The organism is Alkalicaulis satelles, from assembly GCF_008630495.1.
Lineage (GTDB): Bacteria > Pseudomonadota > Alphaproteobacteria > Caulobacterales > Maricaulaceae > Oceanicaulis > Oceanicaulis satelles.
Genome location: NZ_VWOJ01000002.1, coordinates 472,768 through 485,350 on the forward strand (window position 1 = coordinate 472,768; position 12,583 = coordinate 485,350).

Here is a 12,583-nt window from a genome sequence, read left to right on the forward strand (position 1 = left end):
CCCCTATTCCTCCAGCCTGCGCACCGCCTCGCGGCGGGCGCCCGCAGGGTCGCTGGCCAAGAGTGTTTTCAGCCGCCCCGCCTCGGCGCGGATCGCGTCTTCAAACGCGCCCGGCGCATCAGCGTCCTGCGCCTGCTCCAGCAGGGCTTGCGCCTCGGCGCCATGAGCCTCCGGGTCGGCCGCGATCAGGGCGAGGGCGAAATGGAAGGCCAGCGAGGGATCCTCCCCGGCGCGCGCGGCAGCGGCGCGGTAGAGCGTCAGCCCCTCTTCCGCATCCGATCCGAACAGGCCCGGACGGCCCCGGCGCGCCACCTCCATATGCCAGGCGCCCAGCATGCCTTCGCCCCAGGGATCCTCGGGGTCGAGCGCCATGGCGGTCTCGATATGGCGCCGCCCCTCCTGAGGCAGGCCCATGAGCGCGGCGCGCACCGAACTCACATAACGCGCCTCGAAGCCCAGCGCGGCGGCCAGGCGCAAATGCGCTGGAGCGTGATCGGGATCGGCCTCCAGCGCCGCGCGCGCCAGTGTCTGGGCCCGCCGGGCCGCAGCACGGCGCTCTGACCGGGGCGCATGCGTCATCTCGCCCAGCATGAGCGGGGCCAGCGCCGCCTGGGCGGCCAGTGTCAGGGTTTGGGCGTCCGGCGCTTGAGCGGCGGCGGCTTCCGCTTCGCCCCAGGCGCCGCGCTGATAGGCCTCGCCCGCCGCATCGGAGGGCGCAGTCGCCAGTGCAAGGAAGGCCAGAGCCGCCGCAATCATGGCGTTGAGTATAGCGCCATCCGCCGCTCCGGCGACCGAAACCTACCGGCTGGCGGAACAGGGCGCAGGGGGCCCCGAATGGATCGCCTCCGCCGACAGGCGTTCGGCGTGATCGGCCATGCGGGCGATTTCGCGCCAGGCGCGGGCCTGTTCAGTGGCGTCCGGGGCGGCGTCAAGGCGCTCGGGCCAGCTGGCCGCATCCGCGCTCAGCCCTCTGAAAATACACGCCAGATCACCCGCCCCGCGCGCCGCATCAATGGCGCGGGCATGGTCGGCCGCCAGCGCTGACAACCGGCCCAGCTGCTCCAGCACCGGGTCATCCGGCGACAGGGTTTGAGCCTGCGAAGCGTCCGTCAGGCGTTCGGCGCGCGCCGCGGCCTCGGCGTTGAGATCGGCGGCTGTGGCTTGCAGGGCTGACACATCCGGGGCGCTCGACAGCGCGAAGGCGGCCAGAAGTGTGGCGATCAGGGACATGGGATGCGGTCTCCGGCAGGTGTTGAGCGCAAGCCTGCAAGGCGCGGGCCGCTTGATCACGCCCGCCAAGGCGGCTAAGCCCCACTCCCGTTTCCCGGCGCCGGACGCGCCCGCCGCCAGCTCAAGCGAGACCCTCCATGGCCAAGACCTTCCGCCCCAAGGCGCGCCGCCCGCGCGGGTTCGAGGACCGCTCCGCCAGCGTCATCCGCGCCGAGCGCGCCCTGGTGAACGCGGCCAGCCAGGTCTATGAGCGCTGGGGCTTCGAGCCGCTGGAAACGCCCGCCTTCGAGTATGCCGATGCGCTGGGCAAATTCCTGCCTGACGAGGACCGGCCCAATGAGGGCGTGTTCGCCCTGCAGGACGATGACGAGCAGTGGATGGCGCTGCGCTATGACCTGACCGCGCCGCTGGCCCGGTTCGCAGCGGAGAATTTCCAGGATCTGGTCAAGCCCTTCCGCCGCTATCAGTTCGGCGAGGTGTGGCGCAATGAAAAGCCCGGCCCGGGCCGCTTCCGCCAGTTCGTCCAGTGCGACGCCGACAGCGTGGGCGCAGCCGGCCCCGCCGCCGACGCCGAGATGATCGCCATGGCCTGCGAGGTGATGCGCGCAGCCGGCCTGAAGGACGGCGAGTTCGTGATCCGGATCAATGACCGGCGCCTGCTGGACGGCGTGCTGGAAAGCCTGGGCTCCGCTGATGAAACCCGGCGCATGCGCGTCCTGCGCGCCATCGACAAGCTCGACCGGCTGGGCCTTGAGGGCGTGGAGCTCCTGCTGGGCAAGGGCCGCAAGGATGAGAGCGGCGACTTCACCGAAGGCGCGGGGCTGGACGCGGATGGCGTGCGCACCGTGCTGGGCTTTCTGGACGCCGCCCAGGCCAAGGGCGCGCGCGCCGATATCGCCGCGCGCCTGGCCGATAGCGCGAAGGGCGCCGGCGTGGCGGGCGCTGAAGCGCTCAGCGAGATCGACGCCCTGCTCACCGCGCTGGGCGTCAGCGAGGCTGAAGCGGTGTTCGACGCCTCGGTGGTGCGCGGGCTCGGCTATTACACCGGGCCGGTGTTCGAGACCGAGCTTCTGGTCACGCCCGCCTATCCTGACGGCAGCCCGATGCAGTTCGGTTCGGTGGCCTCGGGCGGGCGTTATGACGATCTGGTGGCGCGCTTCACCGGCCAGGCCGTGCCGGCCACCGGTTTCAGCTTCGGGGTCAGCCGCTTCGCCGCCGCCCTGTCGGCGCTGGGCCGTCTGGACGCGGCCGACGCCGCGCCTCTGGTGGTGGTGATCGCCGCCGACAAGGCGCAGATGGCGGGCTATTTCGCCATGGCCGCCGAGCTGCGTGCGGCGGGCCTGCGCGCCGAAGCCTTTGTCGGATCAGGCAATATGGGCAAGCAGCTCAAATACGCCGACCGGCGCGGCGCCGCCTTCGCCGTGATCGAGGGCGAAGCGGAGCGCGAACGCGGCGAGGTCCAGATCAAGGACCTGAAACTGGGCGCGCAGCTGGCCGAAGCCATCTCTGACCGCGATGAGTGGAAGGAACAAAAGCAGCAATTCGCCGTCCCGCGCAGCCAGCTGGTCCAGGCCATCATGGAGCGCCTCAATCGCGTCTGACGCGCCTTCGCGCGCTCTGCCGCCTGAGATTGGGGGGTTGACGGCTCCATGACAGTTGAGTCACGTTTTCGTCAGACAGGGCCTGACCGTCTTGTCTCTAAGCGGTGTCTCTGGGGAGGAGACGTCTCTTAATCGACCAACCAAATTCAACGCCCGGCGCCGCAAGACGCCGGGCTTTTTTTATTCAGTATTCCGGTTCCAACGCGCGAAGGGGCCGCACATGATCGCGTATTCCACGCTGGGCACGAACGACATGGACCGCTCGATCGCGTTCTACGATGCCGTGTTTGGCGCGCTTGGGGGCGTCTTTCGCTTTCGGCGTAAGGACAGCGTGCCGACTTCGCCACGCCCCTTCCGGCCCGTTTCATGCGAAAGCGCCGCGTACGGGTGGACAGGCCCGCCCTCCCGGCGTTAGCTGGGCTCAGGGGAAAATCAGGGGAATTCAGACACACCATGCTGACCCGACGCCATGTCATGGGCGCGCTGGCCGCCAGCGCGGCTGCGCCTGCTGCGGCTTCCGGGCTCCTGCCCGCCGAATCCATCGCCCGCCACAGCGCCAACCCGCTGGACGCGCTGGTGGGACGCACGCTGATCCTGGGGTTTCTGGGCGCTGAAGCCGATGCGCCGGGCGCGGACGCCATCGAGGCCGATCTGGCCGCCGGGCGCATCGGCGGGGTCTTGTTCCTGCGCCATAATGCGCGCACGCGCCAGGGCGTTGAAGGCCTCGCCCGCCGCTTCCGGGAAGCTGCGCCTGAAGCCTGGCTCGCCATCGACCAGGAAGGCGGGGTGGTCCAGCGCCTCAATGCGGATATGGGCTATACCCGCATCCCGCGCGCCTCGGTGCTGGCTGAAGGCGGGCTGGACGCGGCCCGGCCCTTATTGGCCACTGCGGCCCAAGAGCTAAGTGAAGCGGGCTTCAATCTCAATCTGGCGCCCATCGCCGATCTGTATGACCCCGAAAATGACGCCATCGGCCAGTATGGCCGCGCCTTCAGCGCCGAGCCCGCCGGGACGGCGGACTGGTGCGCGGCCTTTATCGAGGCCTTCGAGGCCGAAGGCATAGCCTGCGCCATCAAGCATTTCCCCGGCCATGGCCGCTCGCGCGGCGACAGCCATGACGGCTATGTAGACATCACCGGCACCTGGACTTTCGAGGAGGCTGCCCCCTTCGGGCGGCTGATGCGTATGGACCGGGCGCATCTGATCATGGGCGCCCATCTGGTCAACCGGCGCCTGGATCCTGACGGCCTGCCCGTGACCCTGTCGCGCCGGGTGCTGCACGGCCTGCTGCGCGAGGTGATGGGCTATGAGGGCGCGGTGATCACCGATGATCTCGACATGGGCGCCATCCGCCATCACTACACCCGCGAACAGGCCCTGACCGGCGCGCTGGCGGCGGGCAATGACCTGATCCTGATCTCCAATTCGGCCAATCCCGATCCCGATCTGGCCCGCAAGGCGGTGGACTGGACGGGCGCGGCGCTGGCGCGCGGGACGCTAACGGTGCAGCGCCTGGCCGAAGCCAATGCGCGCATTGACGCCCTGCGCGGACATGTGGCGGCGCGCGCCTGACACGCAAACGGGCGGCCCGTCAGGACCGCCCGCTGATATCGCCTTACAGACTTGGACCTGATCAGGCCGCGCCGGCCTTGGCGTCGGCGGCCTTGAGCGCGTCTTCCGCCGCCGCATCGGCGCGCGGGCGCCGGGTGCGGGTGCGCTTGGGCGCGGGCTGTTCGTCCGCAGCTTCGCCGGACGCCTCTTCGCGCGGCGTGCTGGACGCTTCGGGATCGACCACGGCCAGGGGATCGCTCCCCCCCGCCTCGGCGTCGCCCTCGGGCCGGCGCCGGCGCGTGCGCTGGCGGCGCTGGCGGCCGCCCTCATCGCCCGCATCCCCTTCCGCGCCGGAGGCCGCGTCATGGCCATTGGAGCGATTGGGGCGGGATTCGCCCTCTGAACGCTCGGTGCGGGGCTGTTCGGTCTCGGACGGGTCCTGGCGCCGGGCCTGCTGACCGCCGGAGCGGTCCTGCTGGCGCTCGGAATCGCTGTCGCCATCTTCACGGCGGGGCTGGTTGGCCTGCACGATGCGCAGATAATGCTCGGCGTGCTGATAATAGTTTTCCGCCATCACCCGGTCGCCCGACGATGACGCATCGCGGGCCAGCTGCAGGTATTTCTCGCAGATATGCTGGGCGTTGCCCCGGATCTTGACGTCCGGGCCGTTACTCTCGAACGACCGGTTGGAATTGTTCTGATGGCCGGATTTCCGGCCGCGGCCGCGTTGACGCTTCATTGCCAAAACCTGATCTCTTTCGGGCGGGTGTGAATGTCCGGACTGCAGCGGCGCCAGGGCGCCCGCGCTGAGCTTCAAGGCTACAACAGCTCACTGGCCGCCGCGCCGCTTGCATAAATGTCTGGGCCTTAACTGTCAGATGCGGGCGATCCGCCTCAAATACCGGAGCAGCCCCTGATCCGGTCCGCACCGCGTGTCTGACGGATCGCACCCTAGCCACATCCGCATGGTGATTCCAAGGCTTTTTTACATGGTCAGGCCAAGCGACGGCCCGTCCCGCAAACTGTTGGCGCCCCACCGGGCAAGTGGAGGCGGGCCGGATGATCAGCGATACAGGCTGAAACCTTCGTGCAGACTGGCGGCGCAGCGCGCCTCACCGGCCGCATCACACTGCACGATGATCCAGTCCCCGGCCTCAATCGTGAAACCGGTTAGCGCAGGGACCGGACGAAGGCCTGAATGGCTGCGGCCCGCGCCGCTTTCCCGCACATGGATTTTGTAGACGCCCGCAGGCAGCGGCAGGGTCTGGCTCGACTGCAAGGCGTTTCGAGGATCCGGCGCGCCCAGCTTATGCACGATCACCCAGCGGCCGTCCGCGCCCCGCCTGGATATCCAGTACCGGGGCTCAGCCTCTCGGAAAGGAATCTGGAAACGCCTGTGATCACCGGCCAGAGGCGTATACTCAAAACGGACCGCTGCGCCCGTCTCCAGGCCCAGGGCCATCGCCGCCATTCCGGCCATCAGGACCATGCGGGCCTCTGCTTGCTGACAGCGCCAAAAACTCTTGGCTTACCGGGCGATCATAGCCCTGACCGGCCGGATTTTCAATCCTGAGGCGTGCCTTGCGCCCCCTCAAAGCCGAACACCAGCGCCCGGCCGCGCCCGGCCAGATCACGGCGCAACTGCGCCTTCGCCGCGCCCGCCGCACTGGCCAGCGCCAGCGCCGCCTCGCCCTGGTCATAGCCGATCTCGAAAACCCCGCTTCCGCCCGGCTTGAGGAGGCGGCGGGCCTCGGCCAACAGATGAGGATAGGGCGCCAGCCCGTCCGGCCCGCCGTCGAGCGCCAGGCGCGGCTCGTGATCGCGCACTTCGGGCTCGAGCGTGTCGATCACCGCGCTGGCGATATAGGGCGGGTTGGACACCACCAGATCAAACGGTCCGTCCACGCCGTCCGCCCAGCTGGTTTCGATGAAGGTGATGCGCTCTGAAAGGCGGTTATGCGCCGCGTTATTCCGCGCTACGGCGAGGGCGGCCGCGGAGATATCCGTCGCCACGGCCCGCGCGCTGGGCAATTCGCTTAGCAGCGCCAGCGCAATCGCGCCCGAGCCCGTGGCGATGTCGAGAATTTCCAGCGGGGCCGAGCGGTCGGGTACGGCCGCCAGCGCCGCCTCGACAACGGTTTCGGTGTCGGGGCGCGGGGTGAGGACATCGCGGGTGACGATCAGGTCCAGCGTCCAGAAGCCCACGGAGCCGACGATGTGGGACAGCGGCTCGCGCGCCGCGCGCCGGGTGATGAGGGCGGCGAAGGCGTCGGCAAGGGCGGGCTCAACCGCCTCGCTCTTGCGCGCCATAAGCGCGGCGGGGCCCAGCCCGCTGGCCGCCTCCAGCAGGCGGCGCGCATCGCTCTGGGCATCCTCGCCCAGACCGGCGGCGCGCAAGGCTGCGGCGCCCTCGCGCAGGAGATCACGCCAGCTGGGCGCGCTCACGCCTGTTCCATGGCCGCCAGGCGCGCGGCCTGGTCTTCGGCCAGAAGCGCGTCGATCACCTCGTCCAGCGCATCGCCGGAGAGGATTTCGCTGAGCTTGTAGAGGGTCAGATTGATGCGGTGATCGCTGACCCGGCCTTGCGGGAAATTATAGGTGCGGATGCGCTCGGAGCGGTCGCCGGAGCCGACCTGGCCCTTGCGCTCGGCGGCGCGGGCGGCGTCGCGCTCGGCGCGCTCCTTGTCATACAGGCGCGTCTTGAGCACCTGCATGGCGATGGCGCGGTTCTGATGCTGGGATTTTTCCTGGCTGATCACCACGATCCCGGTGGGGATATGGGTCATGCGCACCGCCGAATCGGTCTTGTTGACGTGCTGACCGCCCGCGCCCGAGGCGCGCATGGTGTCGATGCGGATATCCTCGTCACGGATGACGATATCGACCTCTTCGGGCGCCGGGAGCACCGCCACTGTCGCTGCCGAGGTGTGGATGCGCCCGCCGCTCTCGGTGACCGGCACGCGCTGGACCCGGTGCACGCCCGATTCGAATTTCATGCGCCCGAACACGCCCGCCCCGGCGATGCTGGCGATGATTTCCTTATAGCCGCCCACTTCTGATTCGCTGGCGTCGATCACCTCCAGCCGCCAGCCCTTGTTCGAGGCGTAGCGCTGGTACATGGAGAACAGATCGCCCGCGAACAACGCCGCCTCGTCCCCGCCCGTGCCCGCGCGGATCTCCAGAATGATGGAGGCCTCGTCATCGCGGTCCTTGGGCAGGAGCAGCAGTTGCAGCTCGCGCTCCAGCGCCGGGATCAGCTTTTTGAGCCGCACCCGCTCTTCCTCGGCCAGCGCGCTCATATCCTTGTCCGAGCCGTCCTCCAGGATGGATTCGGCCTCCTCCATGTCCGCCCGGGCGGACTTGAGCGTGCGCGCCTTGTCGGCCACGCGCTTGAGCTCGGCATGCTCGCGCGACAGGCGCACGATCTCTTCGGGATCAGCGGACGCCGACAGGCGCGCCTCGACCTGGTCGAAGCGGTCAATCATCTGGTCCAGCTTGGCGGTCTGAATGCTCATGGGCTCTCAGTTACGCCAGCGCGCCGTCCCGGAAAAGCCCTGTCCTGCGTGAGGGGCGCTTGGGATTCGCCCGCGCTCATGAGATGCTGGGATGATGACGCATGACATGGAACAACGCCTGAGCGCCCTCAAGCCCTGGCTCCTCAGCCGGGGGGTGACGCGCGTGCGCGTGTTTGGCAGTCAGATGCGCGGAGAGGCAGGCCCGCATAGCGATATCGACCTGATCGTCGAATTCGCCCCCGGCCGCACGCCCGGCCTGTTCGAATTCTCAGGCCTGAAGCGCGAGCTGGAAGACAGGCTGGGCCTGCGCGTTGACCTGTTCACGCCCGACAGCCTGCATCCCGCCATGCGCGCAGCGATTGAGCGGGATGCTGTGGATGCATGATCAAGACTGGCGCCCATTCATCGCCGACATGATCACCTATGGCCAGCATGCCCGCGCCCATGCCAATGGACTGGACGAAGCGGGCTTCAAGGCTGATCTGAAAACCCAGCACGCCGTCGCACGGTGCGTGGAAATCATCGGTGAGGCCGCCAAGCATGTTCCGGAAGCAGTGCGCGAACGAGCTCCCGATACGCCTTGGCGCGACATAATCGGCGCGCGCAATGTCCTGGCTCATGCCTATGCGCGCGTGGATCCGGCTATTTTGTGGGCGTTGGTGAATCGGGAGCTTGCAGTTATGGAGCGCAGCCTGAGCGCGCTTCTGGACAAAGCCCCTAAACCTGATGCCGGCTCAGATTCGCGATGACGCCGGGATGTTCATAGGCCGCCAGCCGGTCCATCAGGGCGTCGGGATCGGCGTGCTCGATCAGCATGGCGCGGTGGCGGCCCTCGACGAATTGCTCGCTTTGCATGTGATCGAGGAAGGCCAGCAGCCTGTCATAATAGCCCCCTGCATTGAGCACGCCCACCGGCTTGGCGTGACGGCCCAGCTGGGACCAGGTCCAGACCTCGAACAGCTCTTCGAGCGTGCCCAGCCCGCCGGGCATGGCGATGAAGGCGTCCGCCTCGTCGGCCATCACCTGCTTGCGCTCATGCATGGAGGCGACCACGCGCATGTCGCTGACCTGCCCGTGGGCGATCTCCTTGTGGAACAGGAAGCCGGGAATCACGCCCGTCACCATGCCGCCCGCATCCAGGCAGGCGTCGGCGACCGCGCCCATCAGCCCGACCTGGCCGCCGCCATAGACCAGGCGCACCCCGCGCCGGGCCAGCGCTTCGCCCATGGCCCTGGCCGCTGCGAGATAGTCGCCGTTCGCGCCGGTGCTGGAGCCGCAATAAATGCATACCGAGGAGATCATGATTGCGGTCTTAGCCCTCTGGCGGGGCGCCGCCAAGGGCGCAAAAACTTTCCACAGGAAAGGGCGCCTGAAACGCAGCGCGCGCTTCCTTAACGAGTCTGCGCGCGGGCGCGGGTCTGGTAAGGTTTCGTTTACCAAAAAGTTCGGGTTCGGACGGTTTGGGGCGTTGACGCCGGTGCGGTGGCTCAGCACTATATGTTGCGGTCTCTCGGGGAGGCCGCACACAATGTATTGGAATTCTCCAGCAGCGCGCGGGCCTGCGCCCGCCGTGACAGGTCTCCTGCGCGCTGCAGATGACGGGAGCGTTTGACCATGACGCCGTTCGACCACGCCCATGCCGCCGCGCCGGACCAGAGGGCGCCGAGCCAGAAGGGCAAGCCCAAAGCGGTGAAGCTGCGCCTGGTGGATTCGGTCCAGACCGATCCCTCGCGCGACGCGCTGCTCACCGAGTTCGGCAAGAAGACGCTGGTCGACCGCTATCTCCTGCCCGATGAATCCTATCAGGACATGTTTGCGCGCGTGGCGCGGGCCTATGCCGACGATATGGCCCACGCCCAGCGGCTCTATGACTATATGTCGAAGCTCTGGTTCATGCCCGCCACGCCGGTCCTGTCCAATGGCGGCGCCGACCGGGGCCTGCCGATTTCCTGCTTCCTCAACTCGGTGGATGATTCGCTGGGCGATATCGTCAACACCTGGACCGAGAATGTCTGGCTGGCGTCCAATGGCGGGGGCATCGGCACCTATTGGGGCGGGGTGCGCTCCATCGGCGAGAAAGTCGGTCAGAACGGCCAGACCAGCGGCATCATCCCCTTCATCCGGGTGATGGATTCGCTCACGCTGGCGATTTCCCAGGGCTCGCTGCGCCGGGGCTCGGCGGCGGTGTATCTGGACATCCACCACCCCGAGATCGAGGAATTCCTGGAGATCCGCAAGCCCAGCGGCGATTTCAACCGCAAGAGCCTGAACCTGCATCACGGGCTCAACATCACCGACGCCTTCATGGAGGCGGTGCGCGCGGACGCAGAGTTCGAGCTGCGCTCGCCCAAGTCCGGCGAAGTGGTCAAGACCGTCAACGCCCGCAAGCTGTGGCAGAAAGTCCTGGAGCTGCGCCTGCAGACCGGCGAGCCCTATATCATCTTCTCCGACACGGTGAACAACGCCCTGCCGGTGCACCAGCGCAAGCTGGGGCTGAAGGTGCGCCAGTCCAATCTGTGCTCGGAAATCATGCTGGCCACGGGGCTGGACCATCTGGGCCGCGACCGCACGGCGGTGTGCTGCCTGTCCTCTGTGAACGCCGAGACCTATCTGGACTGGAAGGACGATCCCGACTTCATCGAGGACGTGTTCCGCTTCCTGGACAATGTGCTGCAGGACTTCATCGAGCGCGCGCCCAGCGAGATGGAGCGCGCGCGCTATTCGGCCTGGCGCGAGCGTTCGGTGGGGCTGGGGCTGATGGGCTTCCATTCCTTCCTGCAGAAAATGGGCGTGGCGTTTGAATCGCCTACGGCGGCGAGCTGGAACAAAAAACTGTTCAAGCATCTGCGCCAGCAGGCTGATCGCGCTTCGGTGAAGCTCGCCGAAGAGCGCGGCGCCTGTCCCGACGCCGCCGAGCAGGGCATCAAGGCGCGCTTCTCTCACAAGCTGGCCATTGCGCCCACCGCCTCGATCTCCATCATTTGCGGCGGCACCAGTGCGGGCATCGAGCCGATCCCGGCCAATGTCTACACCCACAAGACCCTGTCAGGCTCCTTCACGGTGAAGAACCCCTTCCTGGAAGCCCTGCTGGAGGAAAAAGGCGAAAATCGCGGGCCCGTCTGGGCCAGCATTATCGAGCATGAAGGCTCGGTGCAGCATCTTGATTGCCTGGACGAGCACGAAAAAGCGCTGTTCAAGACCGCGTTTGAGCTCGACCAGCGCTGGGTGATCGAGCACGCCGCCGACCGCACCCCCTATATCTGCCAGTCCCAGTCCCTCAACGTCTTCCTGCCCGGCGACGTCAATAAATGGGATTTGCACATGCTGCACTGGACCGCCTGGGAGAAGGGCGTGAAATCGCTCTATTATTGCCGCTCCAAATCGGTCCAGCGCGCCGCCTATGCTGGCGCGGGCGAGAAGTCGGAGATGGAGCGGGCCATGGAGCAGGCCGCGCCCACCAATTACGAGGAATGTCTGGGCTGTCAATAGGCCGGAGCTGACGGTTTCGGGATCTGACGGTTCCGGCAAGCCTTGCGAACGCCCGTCCCGGCCCCGCCGGGGCGGGCTTCGTCTTGCCGGGACCGGGCGTTCACGCACGGTTCAGACCGTGGCTGGCATGCTGCGCGCCAGAATTGGGGCGCAACCTGAATTAAGAGTTGATTAACCAAAAACTTCCCGCGCCCCACTGCCTGCGGCTGTGATGCATGCTATATTCACACCGCTCACCGCCCGCCTGGCGGGCCAAGGGAGAGGCCGATATGGCGCAGATGCGCATCATCGCCGCCAGCCTTGCCGCCGCCTTCATGGCCGGCGCAGGCGCTCCCGCATGGGCCGGTCCCGGCGCCGCCGAAGCGCAGGCCGGCATGGACATGCGCCTGTCGGTGATCACGCCCTTGATGGAAGACTTGCGCGCCGCCACGCCACGCCCGCCCGGCGCTCAGCTGGAACTGGGTTCGGCCTCCCTCCGGTTTGACGCAGACATTCCCGATTTTTCAACCCGCCAGGACGAAACGCGTCCGGGGGCGTCGCGCCTGGCCAGCGCCATCCTCAGCGCCCGCGCGCCCGAGATCGCCCGCGACATGCTCAGCGGGTTCGAGGCGTCCGAGACCCTGATTTCGGCCACGCCTTCGGGCGGGCGGCTGACCCTGAGCCTGATGGATGCAGAGGCGCCCAGCGCCATGGTCCTGGCCTTCGGGCCGGACTTCGCCGAAGCGGCCGGCCGGGCCCTGACCGGCGAACGCGAGCGCCCGCGCCGCATGGCGCTGCGCTATGAAGGCGCATTTGATTCGACCGGTTCGGACGGGCTTGATTTCGGCCTGTCGCCGCGGGCCGGCGTCTCGTTTGGCGATTACGGCCCGGCCGCCCAGGCCGGCGCCACGGTGCGCCTGGGCCGCTTCATCGGCGAGGATGCCGGACAGTCGCGTCCGGCCTGGTGGCTGTTCGCCGGCGCCGACCGGCAGGCCCTGTTGTATGATCCCGGCGCCGGCTTCACCCGGCTGGGCGCCTTTACAGTGGCGCCTTACGCCCTGGTGGGCGACGCCCAGGCGGGCGTGGCCATGCGGATGGGCGGCGCGGACCTGTCGCTGGCCTATATACGCCGCGAGACCAGCTATTCCCTGCCGGCCCAGTCCTGGGACACCCAGGAAGGCTTCGCCGCCTTCTCCCTGACCCTGCGCCGCTAGGCAT

13 protein-coding genes are annotated in these 12,583 nt (G+C 67.7%); 6 read left to right on the forward strand and 7 right to left on the reverse strand.

Features of this window, described 5'->3' with window-relative positions; all coding sequences use genetic code 11:
- Positions 1-3 precede the first annotated feature (3 nt).
- Both F1654_RS07905 and F1654_RS07910 read right to left on the reverse strand, forming a co-directional pair.
- A complete protein-coding gene (locus F1654_RS07905; RefSeq protein WP_150022984.1) occupies positions 4-756 on the reverse strand; it encodes a hypothetical protein in 753 nt (250 codons plus the stop codon).
- A gap of 42 nt (positions 757-798) precedes the next feature.
- The gene (locus F1654_RS07910) at positions 799-1,230 is read right to left on the reverse strand and encodes a hypothetical protein (RefSeq protein WP_150022985.1); all 432 of its coding nucleotides are present in this window, start codon (positions 1,228-1,230) and stop codon (positions 799-801) included.
- A gap of 137 nt (positions 1,231-1,367) precedes the next feature.
- Between F1654_RS07910 and hisS the strand changes: the two genes are divergently transcribed.
- A complete protein-coding gene (hisS, locus tag F1654_RS07915) occupies positions 1,368-2,831 on the forward strand; it encodes a histidine--tRNA ligase (RefSeq protein ID WP_150022986.1) in 1,464 nt (487 codons plus the stop codon).
- 453 nt (positions 2,832-3,284) lie between these two features.
- On the forward strand, positions 3,285-4,403 hold the full coding sequence (locus F1654_RS07920) for a glycoside hydrolase family 3 N-terminal domain-containing protein (protein ID WP_150022987.1): 1,119 nt from the start codon (positions 3,285-3,287) through the stop codon (positions 4,401-4,403).
- A gap of 61 nt (positions 4,404-4,464) precedes the next feature.
- On the opposite strand, the gene F1654_RS07925 is transcribed toward F1654_RS07920, so the two are convergent.
- The 4 genes from F1654_RS07925 to prfA form a co-directional block, all read right to left on the reverse strand.
- Positions 4,465-5,121, reverse strand: a complete 657-nt coding sequence (locus F1654_RS07925; RefSeq protein ID WP_150022988.1) for a DUF4167 domain-containing protein — start codon at positions 5,119-5,121, stop codon at positions 4,465-4,467.
- A 324-nt stretch (positions 5,122-5,445) separates the two neighbouring features.
- Entirely contained in the window at positions 5,446-5,871 is a 426-nt protein-coding gene (locus tag F1654_RS07930) for a hypothetical protein (protein WP_150022989.1), read from the reverse strand.
- 74 nt (positions 5,872-5,945) lie between these two features.
- Positions 5,946-6,827, reverse strand: a complete 882-nt coding sequence (gene prmC, locus F1654_RS07935) for a peptide chain release factor N(5)-glutamine methyltransferase (RefSeq protein ID WP_150022990.1) — start codon at positions 6,825-6,827, stop codon at positions 5,946-5,948.
- Complete coding sequence (gene prfA, locus F1654_RS07940; protein ID WP_150022991.1) at positions 6,824-7,897, reverse strand: peptide chain release factor 1; 1,074 nt, start codon at positions 7,895-7,897, stop codon at positions 6,824-6,826. The genes prmC and prfA overlap by 4 nt, the downstream gene beginning before the upstream one ends.
- 91 nt (positions 7,898-7,988) lie before the next feature.
- Between prfA and F1654_RS07945 the strand changes: the two genes are divergently transcribed.
- Complete coding sequence (locus F1654_RS07945; RefSeq protein WP_150022992.1) at positions 7,989-8,282, forward strand: nucleotidyltransferase family protein; 294 nt, start codon at positions 7,989-7,991, stop codon at positions 8,280-8,282.
- The gene (locus tag F1654_RS07950; RefSeq protein ID WP_199200506.1) at positions 8,275-8,646 is read left to right on the forward strand and encodes a HepT-like ribonuclease domain-containing protein; all 372 of its coding nucleotides are present in this window, start codon (positions 8,275-8,277) and stop codon (positions 8,644-8,646) included. Before F1654_RS07945 ends, F1654_RS07950 begins: the two co-directional genes overlap by 8 nt.
- On the opposite strand, the gene F1654_RS07955 is transcribed toward F1654_RS07950, so the two are convergent.
- Positions 8,615-9,199: an LOG family protein gene (locus F1654_RS07955; protein ID WP_199200507.1), complete on the reverse strand. Its 585-nt coding sequence runs from the start codon at positions 9,197-9,199 to the stop codon at positions 8,615-8,617. The two genes, F1654_RS07950 and F1654_RS07955, sit on opposite strands and share 32 nt — an antisense overlap.
- A 312-nt stretch (positions 9,200-9,511) precedes the next feature.
- Between F1654_RS07955 and F1654_RS07960 the strand changes: the two genes are divergently transcribed.
- Positions 9,512-11,386, forward strand: coding sequence for a ribonucleoside-diphosphate reductase subunit alpha (locus F1654_RS07960; RefSeq protein WP_150022994.1), 1,875 nt, complete (start codon positions 9,512-9,514; stop codon positions 11,384-11,386).
- Between the two features lie 269 nt (positions 11,387-11,655).
- Positions 11,656-12,579 (forward strand): lipid A-modifier LpxR family protein, encoded by a 924-nt coding sequence (locus F1654_RS07965; RefSeq protein WP_199200508.1) that lies wholly within the window; start codon positions 11,656-11,658, stop codon positions 12,577-12,579.
- The last annotated feature ends 4 nt before the right edge of the window (positions 12,580-12,583 follow it).